13 protein-coding genes, 1 pseudogene and 1 riboswitch are annotated in these 17,143 nt (G+C 32.4%); of the genes and pseudogenes, 2 read left to right on the top strand and 12 right to left on the bottom strand.

The window, feature by feature from the left end:
* Position 1 precedes the first annotated feature (1 nt).
* The gene (locus AC3WVZ_RS11605; protein WP_000348330.1) at positions 2-1,270 is read left to right on the top strand and encodes a LytS/YhcK type 5TM receptor domain-containing protein; all 1,269 of its coding nucleotides are present in this window, start codon (positions 2-4) and stop codon (positions 1,268-1,270) included.
* A gap of 92 nt (positions 1,271-1,362) precedes the next feature.
* Here the strand turns inward: AC3WVZ_RS11605 and AC3WVZ_RS11600 are convergent, their stop codons facing one another.
* The 4 genes from AC3WVZ_RS11600 to AC3WVZ_RS11585 all read right to left on the bottom strand — a co-directional run bounded on the left by AC3WVZ_RS11600 (position 1,363) and on the right by AC3WVZ_RS11585 (position 4,659).
* Positions 1,363-1,470: a YjcZ family sporulation protein gene (locus AC3WVZ_RS11600; protein ID WP_000120182.1), complete on the bottom strand. Its 108-nt coding sequence runs from the start codon at positions 1,468-1,470 to the stop codon at positions 1,363-1,365.
* A gap of 136 nt (positions 1,471-1,606) precedes the next feature.
* Entirely contained in the window at positions 1,607-2,407 is an 801-nt protein-coding gene (locus tag AC3WVZ_RS11595) for an energy-coupling factor transporter transmembrane component T family protein (RefSeq protein WP_000556372.1), read from the bottom strand.
* A complete protein-coding gene (locus tag AC3WVZ_RS11590; RefSeq protein WP_063220388.1) occupies positions 2,400-4,100 on the bottom strand; it encodes an ABC transporter ATP-binding protein in 1,701 nt (566 codons plus the stop codon). The genes AC3WVZ_RS11595 and AC3WVZ_RS11590 overlap by 8 nt, the downstream gene beginning before the upstream one ends.
* Positions 4,101-4,110: 10 nt before the next feature.
* Positions 4,111-4,659: an ECF-type riboflavin transporter substrate-binding protein gene (locus tag AC3WVZ_RS11585; protein WP_001038210.1), complete on the bottom strand. Its 549-nt coding sequence runs from the start codon at positions 4,657-4,659 to the stop codon at positions 4,111-4,113.
* Positions 4,660-4,799: 140 nt separating this feature from the next.
* Positions 4,800-4,915: riboswitch (SAM riboswitch) on the bottom strand.
* Positions 4,916-5,069: 154 nt separating this feature from the next.
* Here AC3WVZ_RS11585 and AC3WVZ_RS11580 point away from each other — a divergent pair.
* Positions 5,070-5,750, top strand: coding sequence for an aspartate/glutamate racemase family protein (locus AC3WVZ_RS11580; protein WP_063220389.1), 681 nt, complete (start codon positions 5,070-5,072; stop codon positions 5,748-5,750).
* Between the two features lie 90 nt (positions 5,751-5,840).
* On the opposite strand, the gene AC3WVZ_RS11575 is transcribed toward AC3WVZ_RS11580, so the two are convergent.
* The 8 genes and pseudogenes from AC3WVZ_RS11575 to AC3WVZ_RS11540 all read right to left on the bottom strand — a co-directional run bounded on the left by AC3WVZ_RS11575 (position 5,841) and on the right by AC3WVZ_RS11540 (position 17,033).
* A complete protein-coding gene (locus tag AC3WVZ_RS11575; protein WP_063220390.1) occupies positions 5,841-7,028 on the bottom strand; it encodes a macrolide family glycosyltransferase in 1,188 nt (395 codons plus the stop codon).
* A 258-nt stretch (positions 7,029-7,286) separates the two neighbouring features.
* Positions 7,287-7,817 (bottom strand): signal peptidase I, encoded by a 531-nt coding sequence (lepB, locus tag AC3WVZ_RS11570; RefSeq protein ID WP_063220391.1) that lies wholly within the window; start codon positions 7,815-7,817, stop codon positions 7,287-7,289.
* Positions 7,818-7,893: 76 nt separating this feature from the next.
* Positions 7,894-10,020, bottom strand: a complete 2,127-nt coding sequence (locus tag AC3WVZ_RS11565) for a peptidoglycan D,D-transpeptidase FtsI family protein (RefSeq protein ID WP_233936379.1) — start codon at positions 10,018-10,020, stop codon at positions 7,894-7,896.
* 234 nt (positions 10,021-10,254) lie between these two features.
* The gene (locus tag AC3WVZ_RS11560; RefSeq protein WP_001088552.1) at positions 10,255-12,042 is read right to left on the bottom strand and encodes an ATP-binding protein; all 1,788 of its coding nucleotides are present in this window, start codon (positions 12,040-12,042) and stop codon (positions 10,255-10,257) included.
* Between the two features lie 545 nt (positions 12,043-12,587).
* Positions 12,588-13,957: pseudogene (locus AC3WVZ_RS11555) on the bottom strand (IS1182-like element ISBth7 family transposase); the annotation flags it as partial.
* Between the two features lie 146 nt (positions 13,958-14,103).
* Complete coding sequence (locus AC3WVZ_RS11550) at positions 14,104-14,955, bottom strand: Cof-type HAD-IIB family hydrolase (protein WP_233936378.1); 852 nt, start codon at positions 14,953-14,955, stop codon at positions 14,104-14,106.
* Between the two features lie 175 nt (positions 14,956-15,130).
* Positions 15,131-15,709, bottom strand: coding sequence for a cysteine dioxygenase family protein (locus tag AC3WVZ_RS11545; protein ID WP_000954442.1), 579 nt, complete (start codon positions 15,707-15,709; stop codon positions 15,131-15,133).
* A gap of 109 nt (positions 15,710-15,818) precedes the next feature.
* Positions 15,819-17,033 (bottom strand): cytochrome P450, encoded by a 1,215-nt coding sequence (locus tag AC3WVZ_RS11540; protein ID WP_233936377.1) that lies wholly within the window; start codon positions 17,031-17,033, stop codon positions 15,819-15,821.
* Positions 17,034-17,143: the final 110 nt, after the last annotated feature.

Here is a 17,143-nt window from a genome sequence, read left to right as displayed (position 1 = left end):
TATGGACTTTGTTTATATTAATCAAAACGTGTTAAATAATCTTCTATACATTTTATGTAGTATATTTGTTTTTTATTTCATATATGATAGCCGGCACTATTTAAAGAAATATAAAATACTACTGATTACCCTTTGTTCTAGTATTCCGCTTATTTTATGTATGCGATACCCTATCTATATGGATGAAAGTTGTATTCATGATTTAAGACAAATTCCGGTCATAATAGCTACGCTTTATGGTGGATTCCCTGTCGGTATCATATTGTTTACAATTTTATTAATTACAAGATTTATATTTTATGGATTTAATATGCTAACAGTCGTTGTTTACGGAATAATGTTCATCGTTACAGCACTCGCATCTTCAAAATTTAATACATATAATAGAAAACTTAAAGTAGCTTTTTCCATGTTTTTAACCTTTTTCCTAGCAATATTTACAACTTTAATTGTATTAACTTTATCAGATTTTGAAGTGAATAATTTGTATATTATTTATTTCATGGTATTACCGACTACTTTAATGTTATTTATTGTTTATATAAATGAAGTTATAAAGGATGCTGTATTAATGCGCTCTAAATTAATTAAAATGGAAAAAATGGAGATTGTTAGCCAACTCGCTGCAAGTATATCGCACGAAGTAAGGAATCCCTTAACGGTTGTAAAAGGATTTACACAGCTTTTAAAAACACAAAATTTAACTCCTGAATCAAGAGACGAATATATTAAACATATACTTGAAGAGTTAAATCGTGCCCAAGAAATTATCGATGATTACTTAACGTTTGCCAAACCTGCTCCAGAAAAATTAGATCAAATTTCAGTAAAACAAGAGTTAAATCGAGTTATTAATATGATATTGCCATTGTGTAATATGAATACGATACATATTACACAGGATTTTTCTGAGGCAACCATTGTTGGTAATAAACAGCACTTTCAACAATGTTTTTTAAACTTAATAAAAAACAGTATTGAAGCAATGCCTAATGGTGGTACCTTAAATATTTCCTCATCTATCAATAATAGTAAAGTTGAAATACGAATTGAAGATAGCGGAGTTGGAATGTCACAGGAGCAAATACATCGATTCGGTGAACCGTATTTTAGTACAAAAACAAAAGGAACTGGTTTAGGTACAATGGTTGCTGTTAAGATTATTGAGACGATGCATGGAAGTTTAAAAATCCGAAGTATCGTTAGTAAAGGAACGACTTTAACGATTACGTTCCCGAAATATAGTGAGAATACGCATTTAAACAAATAAAAAAGGAGCATAGTTGCTCCTTTTTTATTTGTTTCGATACATAAGTATCTTCAATGTTTTTTTAGTTTACATTTGTGAAGACTAATTAAAAATTAGTATCCTCCGCCCCAGCAGCTGCATCCTACAATTATTAATAGAATGAATAACACAACTAGTAAAGCGAAACCTCCACCAAAACCACAAGAACCACCGTAACTCATATTTTCTCCTCCTTTTGGTTTGAAAACTAATAGGTAGTTGATCATTTTAACTGGTTCGTATTATACATTATGTATATATCCCTTTTTTGAGCATGTCTACATAAAAATAAGTAAAAGCACTCGTTTAAAGAGTGCTTTAAAATGGATACCAAAAGTTTTGAAATACGTTTAATTTTAAATATACCGCAACAATAAATATGAAAATACCGGCAAATAAAGCGATGAAATCTTCACGTTTCGCCTTACTTGTATAAAACCATGTACGTTTATCCTTCTTTCCAAATCCTCTTAAATCCATTGCATTTGAAACCGTATCTATTCTTTCTAGAGAATGAATGATTAGTGGCCAGAAAATTAAAACACGGTTCTTCATACGAACCCATAAACTTGCTTCTCCTTTTTCAAAAGCCACTCCTCTCGCTTCTTGCGCGTGTTTAATAATTTTATACTCAGACTGGATGTCAGGAATATAACGTAGTGCAATATTTATTGCATATGTAATCTTATAATGAATACCAAGTTTACTTAAGCTACTTACAAATTCGCTTGGATCTGTCGTGTAAATAAAAAGAAGTGTAAATGGTAATAACGTAAAATACTTTAATGAAAGTGTAGCTGCATAAAATAATGTTTCATATGTAATCGTTGCATATCCAACATGTAAAAACGCGGTATATGATTCAGTTAATTCAGATCCATGAGTTGGTGTAATAAATAAAATCATGACAGAGTTTAATAAACTAAATGTAAATATGACACTAAAAACAATTAAAATTTTACGAAATGGAATTTTAGCAATGCTGAGTCCGATACACCCAATAATAAATAATATTAGCAACACCCGAAAATCAAAAAACAAAAAAGTAAGCGTCATACAAAAAATAAATAAAAACAATTTCACTACCCCATCCATACGATGAAAATATGTACTATGCACCTTCCTCCCTCCTAGTACTGTCTAAATAAAGCTCCATAAATTTTTCTGGACATGCAATCCCACTAAATTTAATAAGCTTGGTTAAAGAACTCTCTCTTAAGTTGGCTCTTTGTAACGTTTCTTGATTGCCTAATACATCAAACACTGTGTTATCCGCAATAATTTTCCCTTCATGTAGAACTACTGCACGGTCTGTATATTCTAGCGCGAGATTCATATCGTGAGTGATAACAACAAATGAAATTCCCTTTTTAGCTAGGTTTTTAATAAACGACATAAATTGTTTATAATGATAATAATCTTGTCCCGCTGTCGGTTCATCTAATATGATAAGCTTAGGATTTGTTGTTAATACAGATGCGATTGTTAGTCTCTTTTTTTGCCCATAGCTTAGTGCTTGAATTGGCCAATTACGAAATGGATATAAGCCACAAATTTTTAAAATCCCTTCTACTTTATTCTTAATTTCTTCCTTAGAAAAATTATGTAATGTTAATGTAAATGAAACTTCTTCAAAAACAGTAGGCTGTGTAATCATATGATTTGGATTTTGCATCACGTAAGATATGATTTCCCCACGTTTACGAATAGACCAAGAACTAATATCTTCACCTTTTAACGCAATTTTCCCATTTTTCATTTTGTTTATACCTATAAGACTATGAGCTAATGTGGATTTCCCTGCTCCATTATGTCCTAACAGTGCCACAATTTCTCCTTCATATATTAAAAGGTTTACATTTTCTAATACTTTTTGTTTATTAGGGTATGAAAATGATAAATTCTCCACTTTAAGTAATTCCTTGTTTTTAGCATTCCTTTCTAATATGACTTGTTTCTCCATCCACTCTTTTATAACGTTGCTTACCTTTTCTTTTTGAAGGTTTTCCATTGGATATATTACGTCATTATTACAATCAAAGTGTAATCTCTTTAATGCTTCGATGTAAATAGGCTCTCTTAAGCCAATACGTGGTAATATATTTGACGCTAAGATTTCTTTTGGTGTTCCCATCGCAATGACTTTACCTTCATCAATTAATATAACTTTGTCTAAATCCAGTTTTAAAATTTCTTCTATCCTATGTTCGATAATAACAATCGTTTTATTATACTGCTCATGTATATCTTTCATAAGTTCTATCGTATGTATGGCGCTTAGTGGATCTAAGTTCGCTAATGGTTCATCGAACAATAATATATCCGCATTTGTTGTTAATAAACCAGCAAGAGAAACTGTTTGCTTTTGACCTCCTGATAATTCATGTGGACTTTGTTTATGAAACGTATGCATCTTCACCTTTCTTAATGAGTCCGAAACAATCTTTTTCATGTTATCTTGCTTTACACATTCATTTTCTAAATAAAAAGCTACATCTTCTTCTACTGTCAGACCAATAAATTGAGCATCTTGATCTTGTAAAATTGTTCCTACCTGTTTACTTTGTTCAAAAATACTTCCTTCCCTTGGGTCTTTACCGGCAATTAAAACGTTACCTGTGCTATTCCCTTCGTAAGAAAATGGGATTAGCCCATTTATACAATGAGCTAATGTCGACTTTCCTGAACCACTTCGTCCAGCAATTAGCACTTTTTCCCCAGGGTATATATGAAAGGTAATATCACTTAAAGTAGGCTGCGCAGCATGCCCATATTGAAAGGTGAATTGTTCAAACGAAATAATTGGTTGCATGTTAACATCCCTACTTTTCAATTTTTAAATGTGTATGTTTCTTATTGGATTTCGCCAAACCAATTGTAAGTGGCAATCCAAGTACTAAGAAAACGATGACATCGGAAATTGTTGCTCCTAATACTTGTATAACAATTTTGTCAAATGGTTCTCCCATCACAATAATATCGAATGCCCCAGCAAATATAATAGCAATGACAATACCAACTAGCCCAGTAATTGCTAAATAAGAAATATCCCCCTTGTTAAACGACCCGTTTTTCACACTAAAACCAACTCTTTTTTGAATAAGCCCCATTGAAAAACCAATAATTCCTGAACTAATAACCCATCCCCACCAAATACCCCATCCAGCAATCGTATCTGTTACGGTATGACCGATAAGTCCGATTAACAGTCCTGCCACTGGACCAAATAATGCTCCAAAAACAGTTAATATAGCTAATGCTGGTTTAATAAATGTATTCGGTGCAATAGAAAATCCCCAAAGTCCTAATATCCCGTATAATGCTGCTCCAATACCGATTGCTACTACTAACTTTGTTGATAATTTATTCATGACAATTCCCCTCTCATATTAGTCAACTTTTATTACTCTATATTTAATTTAAAAATGAATTATGCATCGACACTCCCTTTCTATACAACAAAAAAATGACCTCTTACATAAGAGGTCACTTTCTTTCACTTTCAAGAATCCTCCTATCTTTCAAAAAACACATCGTGTCCTCTGCGGAATTAGCACCTTCCTATAAAATTGCATAGGGGTTGCTGAGGTTTCTTAGGGCCGTTCCCTCCACCTCTCTGGATAAGTATTAATTTGTAATTCGTATTATGGCACTAAAGAATGTAAATTTCAACACTTTTCTTACTATTTTTATTTTTTATTAAATAGCGCATTTAAATCATTGTATTCTTATCGGAATTATGAAATAATGAATTCAAAATCGTTTCGGGGAGGAATGCATTATGAAAGTTATTGGTTTGATTGGAGGATTAAGTTGGGAATCTACATCATTATACTATAAACATATTAATACACTTACACTCTCTCAATACGATCAAAATGCGAAGCTAATTTTATATAGTATGGACTTTGGTGAAGTAACTACTTTATTACAAAACCATCAATATGAAGAAGTGAAAAATGAACTAGTTACAGTTGCAAAGAAAGTTGAAAAATCTGGGGCTGAATGTTTATTAATGTGTTCAAATACTGTACATCTATTTGCCGAGGAGGTAGAACAAGCAATATCTATCCCGCTTCTTCACATTGGTGATGTAAGTGCTAAAGAAATGGTAGAACAGAATATAAAACGTATCGGACTATTAGGAACAAAACAAACGATGGAGCAAGATTTCTATAAATCACGATTAGCGAAATATAACATTGAGACAATTATCCCAAATGACGAGGAAAGAACTTTTATCCACCATGTCATATTAGATGAATTAAGTAGAGGGATCATTTCAGAAACATCTAAAAAAAGGTTATTACAAATTACAAAATCATTAATTCAAAACGGCGCTGAAGGTGTATTATTAGGCTGCACTGAAATACCTTTACTCATCTCCCAAAATGATCTTACTGTTCCCGTTTTTGATACTGCTTTTTTACATGCAAATACTGCTGTACAATTTGCTGGATAAGAATACACAAGCATAAAGGTGAGAACCTCTATGCTTGTATACAGTTACGACTAATTATCCCGCTATTTGCAGGCAGTAAAGCCCCACCAATTAAAGTTTTACTTTATTTAAAAGAGATTCAATAACTGCAATCGCTTCTTTTGAACCACCACATTCTAAAAAGCTATCATTAAGTTTTCTTATACCATATTTATACTTTTCATTTGAAAGTACATCTGTTACGGCCTCTTTTAAAGTGTGTACATTAACATGTTCTTTCAATAATCTATGTGCCGCTTCAAGCTCAGTTAATCTTTGCGCTATCATTGGCTGATCTTTATCATGCGGTATTATTACAAATGGGACATTATAATGAATGGCATCGTGTACACTATTCATACCGCCATGTGTAATAAAAACATCTGCTTCATTTAATATTTCTGATTGAGGTACGTATGGAGCAATTATAAAATTATCTGGTGCTTCCTTAATTTTAGAAATATCATTTCTATCACCAATTGCCATTACAACTATCCCATCAAAATCTGAAAAAGTATCAATACAAGTATTAAAGAATGGTTCGAGTCCTTCAAGCAGTGTTCCCATTGAAATATAAATAACTTTCTTTTCTTTAAGTGATTCCAGTGGAAACTTTATATTTGTTTTACGCTTTGAAATACTCGGTCCAATAAAAATGTTATTTTCCCCGAACGATTCGCTATTAGGTTGGAAATAACGACTTGTGTATACGAGACAAACATCACCCTTATTATTCATAAATTGAAGATTATTCTTTGGTTTTACTCCAAATTTATGTTCCATCTGATTTAGTAATTTTTCAGAGATTTCCTCTGGTTGAAATGGCATATCTGCATTTGGATGAAAAGGTAATGTCTTCAAAAATTCTGGCGGAATTAAAAATATAGGTGAGGACACTACACCTGGAACTTGTAAATATTCCTTTACTAACTCTCCTGCGCCAAATATATCATAAATTACGAAATCAAATTTTATACTTTCATATAATTGTTTCGTAATTTCTAATATATATAAAGAAGTTTGAACATGCACATGAAAGAAAGCATTTAACCCAGATGAGGTTTCAGCATCAATAGAAATCTCTTTTAATAGATCCGGATGAGTATGTACAGTAGCTCCTAAATCTTCAATTCTATCCTTAAAGTTTGCCGTTGTAATATAATGTACATTATCCCCTCGTTCAGTAAAGGCTTTTACTAAATTTAATGTAGGGTTTACATGCCCCTCTGCTGGAAAATTAACTACTAAAATATTTAGCACTTATTCCTCACTCCTTACATTTCACTGTTTTAATTAAGCATACTGTTATTTGTACAAGTAATCTCCCCCTAATAGTCCTAATATGCTTGCTACATTATATTGATAAATAATTTTCAGTCATCAACATAAAAAAAGCATCTACCTATGTAGATGCCTAACCGTGATAAGGAGTGTTCTGTGAGGTTAGAACAAGCTTTTCTGCTTGTCCTATGCTATCAATATATGATTGATTTTATAAAACGTGAATCGTTAATAGAATTATTTTATCCATTTTATATGATCAAATGGATAAAATATCATTTCTACTTTACCTATTATATTTGACTCATCAATAAGTCCAAGTGTATTCCTACTATCTTTACTATGATTACGATTATCACCTAACACAAATAATTTATGCGTAGGAACTTTTATTTCTCTAAAATTTGAAAAACGATTGGATACTTGTGACATATCTAAATGTATATACGACTCATCACGCTTTTTACCGTTAATAAATACCTCATCCTCTTTTAGTTGTATGTTATCCCCCGATAATCCAATAATTCGTTTCACATAGTAAGTAGGCGCGTCTTCTTTTTTTATAATGACAACATCTCCATGATGAAAAGACGATAAACAGACGTTTACCTTATTAACAAGTATATAATCTTTTTCATTCAAAGTAGGTTGCATCGAAATTCCTTCTACCATACAAAATAAAAAGGACTTATTAATAAAAATAACCCCTATTATAATGAATATGTAGCTACATATGTTCCTCCAATATTTTAGAATAAACAGCTTCATATATACCCCATTTCTAATCTATTCCCAGATAAAAACGCCTCTAGTTTACAGGAATGCTAGAGACGTTTCGTACATTTTAATTCTCTTTAGAGGCATCTGTTTTTGGCGCTTCACCAGTTAATCTCTTATTTTTCAAATCAAAATAAGCATCTAAAACTTCTTTTCCAATATCGGAGTTAATGCCCGATTTATCATTTTCAACCCATGGTACTACAACAGAAAATGCTACTTCTGGATCATCATATGGCGCATATCCAGCCAATGTTAAGTTATAACATTCTCTACGATCACCTTTCGCATTTCGCCCAATTTCATTTTCTCCACCATATACAGTTTGTGCGGTCCCTGTTTTACCAGCTGGTTTATATGGTGCTTTTTGGAATGCTCTTACTCCCGTTCCATCTCCCTCTTGAAATACTTTTCTAAATCCTTCTTTTACTTGATTAATATATTCTTGTTTCATATCGATTCTATTTAAAACAACGGGTTCTATTGATTGTACTACTTTACCAACCTCATCTTTTTGAACGGTTTGTTCTCTAATCTCTTGAACAATTTGTGGTTTCATTCGATACCCTCCATTTGCGATAGTCGAAATATATTGTGCAAGCTGAAGTGGTGTATACGTATCATATTGTCCAATAGAATAATCTAATAAGAAACCAGGCTGATTATCTTTTCTTCCAATTTGTCCTGCGGTTTCATTTGGTAAATCAATACCAGTTTGTACGCCTAGTCCAAATTGCCTGAAATAATACCTCATTTTATCAAAATATTCTTGTTTAATATCTAGTGAACTATTTTTCACATAACCCACGCCAGCAATTTTTAATGCTATATTAAACATATAAACGTTTGAAGAAACTTGTAACGCTCTTAGATCGTCTATATCACCAAAATTTTTCCAAGACTTCTTTTCCTTAGTTCCTTTAAATTTCATAGGTGCATCATAAAAATGTGTTCCAGGAGTTATTGCATTTGTTTCAAACCCTGTTAACACTGTCGCACCTTTAACCCTTGATCCAAGCTCATATGAACTTGTCAGCGTGCCTAAAGCATAATCTTCAACTTCCATTTTCCCGTCTTTTTCTACAAGCCTTTTCCCAGCCATTGATAATACTTGGCCATTTTTCGGATTCATCATCACTACGAAAGCACGGTCTAACATTGATTCTGATCCTTTATATTGTTTTAATATTTTTTCTATGCTCTCCTCTACTTTTTTTTGCAATTCCATATCTATTGTTAAAGTTAAATTTTTACCGCTTTTCCCTTCCGAAACCGTTTCCGTTCTAATAGTATTTCCTTGTTTATCAGCAATGCTTCTTACTTCTTTTTTTGTACCATGAAGTACATCTTCGTATTGCTGTTCGATATAACTTTTGCCGACCCTATCATTTCGGCTATAATCACGCACTAAATAATAATCTAATCGTTCACGTGGCAATCCTTCATCAGCATTTGAAACGTTACCAAGGACAGAACGGAATAATCCATCATTTACATAGATTCTCTCCCAATCAACTGATGCGTCTACTCCTGGAAGGTTCGCTAAATTTTCACTAATCACCGCATATTCCTGTTCACTAACGTCCTTTTTAATAATTTGAGGTGCCATTTGAAAACCTGAGGTCATTTTACTTTTAATAGCTAACACTTCTATATCTTTAGCCGTTAGTTCTTGAAGATTTTTATCTGTAACGCGTTTCCTTTTTAAATCTTCTATTTTTTTGTCTAGCTCTTTTCCGGTAATATCCTTATCTCTGAACTTATCTATTTCTGTTTTTGATACTAAGTCTTGAGCAAGTTCTGGATTTAATTGCATCCAAAAGTCTTTCTTATCAGTCTCAGTTAACTTATCTATATCTTCTTGTGGCATTTCAATAATATCTGCAAGTTGTCTTGCTGATTTTAATATTTCTTCTTGTTTTACACCTTTCACCTTTGTATATGTAATCGTACGTAAAGACTTATTATCAACTACTGGATTTCCTTCACGATCAAATATTTTCCCACGTGGTACAGAAAGGCCCACGGTTGCATTTTCTCTCTTTTCTACTTCATTTTTATATGTTTCTCCATCAAAAATTTGCACTTTCCCTAACTGAATAATAATGCCAGAAAATAATAAAAATACACAAAGGAATAAAATATTTAACCGGAGAGGTACTACTCTACCACTTTTCTTCTCTTGCTTTTTCACCTTGTCATAATCTCCTCCTTACAATATTTCAAATAATAATCACATTTCTATATTAAAAGTAATGTACAATTTCTATACATTGCTTTGTACAAATATTAATATAATGTTTAAAACTTAATAGAAATTAAAACAAAGGTAAAGAAAAGGTAAAGTTTACTAAATTAAATATAAAAAATACCCAATAACAAAAAGCTTAGTTTTCACTAATCGCTTTGTTATTGGGTATTAATTGATTTAAGAATTACTACTAGTGCGTATTGCTATACATTTGTCGTCACAATTAGAAAGAGATTGTTTACTTAGTACTTTCGGTAAGTAAATAGTTACTGTTGTCCCGACACCAACCTCGCTCATGATACTAATTGTCCCTTGATGACTTTCAATAATTTTATAACTTAACATTAATCCAATACCAGTCCCTTTTTCTTTCGTACTATAAAAAGGTTCACCTAATCTCTTAATTCTTTCTTCAGGTATTCCTATTCCTTCATCTATTACATGAATGATGACACCATCATCATTTATTTCTTTTATGTGAATTGAAATTTCCCCACCATTTGGCATAGCTTCGATTGAATTTTGCAAAATATTAATAAATACTTGTTTCAATTGATTTTCTGAGCATTCAATAATTATATCTTTGTCATCCGTAAATAGTTCAACTTGAATATTTTTCATAATTGCTTTTGTATTCATTAACGATACGACATTTTTAAAAATTCGATAAATATTTTTCTTTTCTGTATTTATCTCATCTGTTTTAGCGATTGATAGAAATTCTTGCAGGATTGCTTCTATCCTTTCAATTTCAGAAAGCATAAGATCAAAATATCTTTCTTGATCTTCTTTATTAATTTGAAATAACTGTATAAAACCTTTAATTACAGTTAAAGGATTTCTTACTTCATGAGCCACGCCAGCTGCTAATTGACCAATTGCTGCAAGCGTATCTGATTTATTTAGCAATTCTTCTGTTTTTTTTCGCTCTGTAATGTCGCGTACAATAATCATAATTTTATCATGTAATAATGGTAAGCACCTAGCCTCAAAGAAATCAATACTTCCATTAAGTGTGAGTGGATATTCTACAATTACATTCGTTCCTTTTTCCTTCACTTGATTAATGGCTTCCTGAAACTGCTGTGCTACTGACGTTGGTAATACTTCGTAAAACTTTTTTCCCATAAAAGCTTCTGCGGGTACGTAAAACTTTGTAGGAGATCCTGCCTTGTAATCTATAATTGTGCCATCATCTTCTGTTAAGAAACATAAATCTGGTAAAGCTTTAAAAATTAATTCCAGTTCAGATGTTTGTTGTTTTAACTGCTCTTCTATCGCTTTTAAATGTGTAATATCTACACCAACAGCCCAATAACTATATCCTGTTACAGGAAACTGTTCTGATATATTCGACCACATTATTGTTTTGATTTCACCATTTTTACATGTTAAGTGCATTTCCCAATCTCTGAAATTTTTTCCACAAGTTAAAAATTTCTTTTGTATTTGATGGCGATAATTATGATCAGGATACAATAATTGCAGTGCATTGGGATTTCCAATTATTTCTTCAGCGGTATAACCTGTTACAATTTCGCATTCTCGATTCCACAAAACAAAATCTCCATTATAATCAAGCGCATCGACCATAACAGGCATGTTTTGTAAAATCGTATGTAGTTCCTCTTCTTTCCGAGAAAGCAACGTTGTATTTTTACTTTGAAATACTTTTATTGCACCATCTAAAATTAAACTTGAGAGCATTTCAAAGTATTTTTGACAACTGAAAATTTCACTTTTTTTGGACCATACAACAAAAGATCCTAAATGTTGATTGTATAAGAAAATGGGGATTTCAATCTTTGGAAGTTTACTCTTTTTTATCTCATTCATTCCGAATGAAAAAACACACTCTTTTTCAGCATCAAGAAGTTGATGTGATATGTTAGTTAATTTATAAAATTGTTCTGCCATGGTTTCTATTGTACTCACATCAATAAGTTCCATTAGCCGCGAATTCATTCCTTTTTCACCTCAATATGTAAAATTAATACAAATCTAAAATTCATACTTCTCCATTATACGAAGAAAGCTAGTGTAGGTATATAGCTGTAGAATAATTATTCGAACAAATTTTATTTTTCAATTAAAACAAGAAAAGAATATATATACTGAATATACCTTTAATTAGTATATATTTCGTTGATTCCTCACTTATTATCTAGATAACTTGAATTCCTTCTTACATTCACTGAATTTTTACTCGAGAGTCATACACGTTACTAATAGCGGTATAAACATGCAATAAGTATAAAGTTCATAAAATATTCACAATTTTTATGAAAAATATAAACATTTATTCCAATATATTCTATATAATAAAATGTAATAAGGCTTCTATGAATCTCATAGAATACCTTACCCCTAATAAAAAAGAAAAAAGAATCCATTTGGATTCTTTTTTCTTTTTTATTTCAGAGTGTTGGGAAACCCTTTAGGGTTCCCAACACTCTGGAATCTTTTTTGATTTTAGCGAATAAAAACAACATAAAATAATAGAATTTTAAAAAATAGCCCTCCACCTGACCCTTTTTGGTCAGGTGGAGGGCTATTTTTTTCATGTTTTGACAAGCTGCGGTGAGATAAGCTTGCATTTGGACAGACTTCAGCCCTCGAAACCGGGCATAGCGGTAGCCATGTAGTTCTTTGGCGTCTGCAAAGCTTCGCTCTATAGTGGAACAGCGTACTTTATACAACCTTTTCCCTGTAGCTGTTAGCTTGTTTTTTCTAGCAATATCCTTATATTTCTCCCACACATGATGAGTGATAACTTTTTGTTTTTGTTTCTTTGAAAAGCACACCTCACGTAACGGACAAACAGCGCAGTCTTCTGGATTCGATTTGTATTGACGGTATCCTTCACGATCAGTTGTTACATATTCTAGAATACATCCCATCGGACAAGCGAAAACATTCATTTCTTCTACATATTTAAATTGGCTTTTCGGTACTTCTTTATTCCGTTTTCCAAATCGGCGATACCCCATCACCATAAATATATTCCGTTCTGATAGTTTCTTACAGATATATCCTGTAAAATAGCCAGCATCAAGGGCAACAGCTTCTACTTTGAAGTCGAATTTATCAATCTGAGCTTGGAGGCGTGCTAAATACGGCTCGGAATCTGCCATATTTCCAGCCGTTACATAGGTATCTGTAATAATATTGTACTTCGCATCAGTCGTACGATGATCCAAGAAATGAAAACCATTTGGTTTTCCATCTCTCATTAAAAATCCACTATCTGGATCCGTTGTACTTATACGAGGTTTTTTGGTAGGGGTATCACTTTCCTTTCTAGGTTTTAATTCTTTTTTCCATGTACCTCACGATCTTCGATTACCGCAGCTTCTAGCTCGTCTATATAAAACTTTGCTTTTTCTTTTTTATATTTATGTACAAATTTATTTTTATTGGCATTGGCCTTAATATGTGTAGAATCTGTCATCAGTGCACGTCCTCCTACCATCCGGTGCTCCGTCGCTTGTCTCACAATCTCATCAAAAATTTCTTCGAAAATATTTGTATGAATAAAACGAGTACGACGATTCCAACTGATTGTAGAGTGATCCGGAATAGTATCCGATAGAGAAAACCCTAAAAACCAACGGTAGGCAATATTCGTTTTAATTTCCTTTTCCAATTGACGCTCAGAACGAATACCGTAAAAATATCCAATAAACATCATCTTAAATAAAACAATAGGATGAATGGACGGGCGTCCATTGTTTTCACAGTAATAAGGGCGTAACTTCTCTTCAATAAAATCAAAACTAATTGTCGCTTCAATTGCACGAAGGAAATGATCTTGTGGAACCAACTCTTCTACAGAAACAGATACACGCTCATCACGATGATTTTTTAAAGCACCCATCATAAAAAATCTCTCCTTTTCCTCTTTTTTATCAGTGTTGACACATAAAAAGAGGTTCAGACACAAAAACAGGCTGTGGAGAAGACTTTCTCCACAGCCTGTAATAAAAAAGAAAAAAGAATCCATTTGGATTCTTTTTTCTTTTTTATTTACATTACATATTTATATAAAGCATGTGCCACACCATGTTCTTCATTTGATAACGTTTCGTATTTACACATTGCTTTTATTTCTTCAACTGCATTTCCCATTGCAATTGATATGTTCGCTTTTTCCATCATAGAAACATCGTTTAGGCCATCACCTATCGCTACAGTATTTTCAACCGGAATATTAAGATGTTCTGCTAAAGTATATAATCCATTCCCTTTTTGAGCATCTCGATGATTAATCTCTAAATTGTGCCAATATGAAGATGTAATTGCTAAATCTGTATTATCAAGAAATGTTTCTTTTAGTTTTTTTAATTTCTCAATATCATAAGAAAATGGTAATAGTTTATGCACATGTATATCTGTTTCTACAATTGGTTTACAACTTTCCGCACTATGAAACGCTGTATGCTCAAGATATAATGCTGCGATTGTTTCTAACTCTTTCAAGTCGAAATTTTCTTTTGAATTCTTCACATACTCAATTTCATTACGTACACTCTCTACTCCATAATCCGGTACATACACACCTTTATCAGTATAAAGCTGATAATATAAACCATTCTCTTCAAGATATTCTACAATTTCAAGTGCCTGCATATTTTGAATCGGATATCTCTTCATCATTTTTCTATCTTTATATATAAGAGCCCCATTTTCCGCAATGATTGGACACTCTAAATTAACTTCTAACAATAATCGCTCAATGTCAACAATAGAACGTCCTGTACAAATTGCTACAACATGGCCAGCTTCTTGACATGTTCGAATTGCTTCTGCATTTTCTTTACTTATCATTTTATTCCCCGAAAGAAGAGTTCCATCTAAATCAATTGCGATTAATTTCATTATTTCTTCACCACTTTCTATAAATACACGAGTTCTAATTAATTATTAGGTATCGTTTTCATACAATCCTCGTGAGGTACTTCTTATTTATAATTTATGAAAAGCGTTTCAGGTCAAGAAATAATTAAAAATAAAATCCAAAGCTTTTCCTTTTAAAAAAGCTTTGGATTTTAAACTATGAATTATAACTAATGTATTTTGTCTCACACATGTACACATTTTTTTCTTCAGTTGGGATATATACTTTAAACTTTTCTAGCCGTTTTCCATAGACATGAATCGTAATAACGCTTTCATTTTTACTAATTTCAAGAATATGACAATCCGCTGGTGGAATTACTTTATCTGTTTCTCCTTCTCCCAAATAAAGATTTCCTGTATGTGTTAAATAAACAAGTGAATTTCCAAGTTGTTTCGTTTGTATAAAGTTCTTCACCATAATCCTTCCTGAAAAAACGCCTTCTACTCCCCATGTGCCGTCATGGTCATGTAAAGGTGTAGATTGTCCATCTTTCCATACGAGAGCTAGTACTTCAAAACGTTTGAGCGGATCTTCATACAATAAATGTCGTGCATATTGAGTCAAATTGGCCTTCTGTTTATCTAACGGAAGCCATGTTTTCTTTTCTAAAAGTTCTTCTAGTAACTTTTCAATGCCACACACTATTTCTTCTTCAAATAAACCGTTTTCCATAAGATTTGTAACACCTTTAATAAACTTTTGAAATGATTTACTTCCATTACAAGTCAACATAAGAATCCTCCTCTACGTTTTATACAATTCCATATTAAGGTAATTGCCGAAAACTCACAATTGAGAAACAAAAAAACAAGATGCAAATGTATGCACCTTGTTAAGATTTTTATTTGGCTTTCAATCGAATAGGTAAGTATTTTAATGTTTGTTCATTTTCCAATATACATTTTTCTAAACAGAAAGATGGAGATAGCTCTATTTTTTCAAAAGCATTTATAAAGGTAGTTAATGCAATCTCAGCTTCTAAACGTGCAAGTGGTGCTCCTAAGCAAAAGTGAGGACCTTTCCCAAAGGTTAAATGCTTTTCATTTCCTGTTCGATGTACATTAAATTGAGAGGCTTGTGAAAATTTTTTCTCATCTAAATTCGCTGCACTAACCCACGCAACAATCATCTGATTCTTTTTCATGAAAGGACCAAATATATTTGTATCCTCTGTAATCCTCCGGGCCAATGTAACAGGAAAGCGATAGCGTAATACTTCCTCAATCGCTTTTAAAATTAAGTTAGGTTCTTTTCTTAACTCTTCATAAATTCCAGGTGAATCTACTAAAAAGCAATAAAAGCTATTAATAATTAAATTTGTAGTGGTTTCATTCCCAGCCGCTAGTAAACCTAATGAAAAGGTTACAATTTCTTCATCGGTTAATCTTTCGCCTTCATATTCAGCTCGAATTAAATCAGAAATGATATCATCGGTTAAATGATATCTCTTTTCCTGAACAATCGGTAGAAGGTATGCTTTGAATTCATGTAATGCTATCCCTTTCTCGGCATCCAGATCATTAAACTTTTCTTTACTATACGGCATAAATAAAATATCAGACCATTCTTTCATTTTTTTACGATCTGTTGTTGGGACTCCTAATAAATCGGAAATAACGGTAACAGGTAAAGGTGCAGCAAACTGTTCAACGATATTAACTTCACTACATTTTTCGATATGTTGTACAAGTTCATCTGCGATAGCCTGTATTCGAGGTTTCCACTGTTCTAAACTTCTTGGAGTAAATACCTTAGAAACAATGGAACGTACATTGCGATGTTCTGGTGGATCTGTAGAGTTTATATTTATTCTAGTTTCTAAAGGAGGGATTGAGAATTGTCTGCGCTCCCTTCTACTTGAAAATAAGCGATAATCTGATAAAACACGATTTACATCATCATATAAAAAAACATTCCATACATCCTGCTCTTCATCATAATGAACTGGGTGATTATCCCTCATCAAACGATACCATTCATATGGATTCCATAATTCTTCTTTTGTTTTCAGCTTTGAAATTTCATGAACTAAAATAACATTTTCAGGTGAAGCCATAGTTCTTTCCTCCCTTTTCTTTTACAATAAAAGTGATAGGTCGGCAGTCCAAAGTTGTATAAACTATTATATGTTATTTTAACATATACCAAAGGGGATTTTTCATTAGA

Source organism: Bacillus sp. CPT56D-587-MTF, assembly GCF_058792335.1.
Note: the sequence above shows the minus strand (reverse complement) of the source record. Positions and strands in the feature narration are given on the sequence as shown.

Excerpts from the sequence above, each read along its gene's own strand:
- AC3WVZ_RS11605 (WP_000348330.1), top strand. The coding sequence starts at position 2 with ATGGACTTTGTTTATATTAATCAAAACGTGTTAAATAATCTTCTATAC.
- AC3WVZ_RS11600 (WP_000120182.1), bottom strand. The coding sequence starts at position 1,470 with ATGAGTTACGGTGGTTCTTGTGGTTTTGGTGGAGGTTTCGCTTTACTA.
- AC3WVZ_RS11590 (WP_063220388.1), bottom strand. The coding sequence starts at position 4,100 with ATGCAACCAATTATTTCGTTTGAACAATTCACCTTTCAATATGGGCAT.
- AC3WVZ_RS11585 (WP_001038210.1), bottom strand. The coding sequence starts at position 4,659 with ATGAATAAATTATCAACAAAGTTAGTAGTAGCAATCGGTATTGGAGCA.
- AC3WVZ_RS11580 (WP_063220389.1), top strand. The coding sequence starts at position 5,070 with ATGAAAGTTATTGGTTTGATTGGAGGATTAAGTTGGGAATCTACATCA.
- lepB (WP_063220391.1), bottom strand. The coding sequence starts at position 7,817 with ATGAAGCTGTTTATTCTAAAATATTGGAGGAACATATGTAGCTACATA.
- AC3WVZ_RS11560 (WP_001088552.1), bottom strand. The coding sequence starts at position 12,042 with ATGAATTCGCGGCTAATGGAACTTATTGATGTGAGTACAATAGAAACC.
- AC3WVZ_RS11550 (WP_233936378.1), bottom strand. The coding sequence starts at position 14,955 with ATGAAATTAATCGCAATTGATTTAGATGGAACTCTTCTTTCGGGGAAT.
- AC3WVZ_RS11545 (WP_000954442.1), bottom strand. The coding sequence starts at position 15,709 with ATGTTGACTTGTAATGGAAGTAAATCATTTCAAAAGTTTATTAAAGGT.
- AC3WVZ_RS11540 (WP_233936377.1), bottom strand. The coding sequence starts at position 17,033 with ATGGCTTCACCTGAAAATGTTATTTTAGTTCATGAAATTTCAAAGCTG.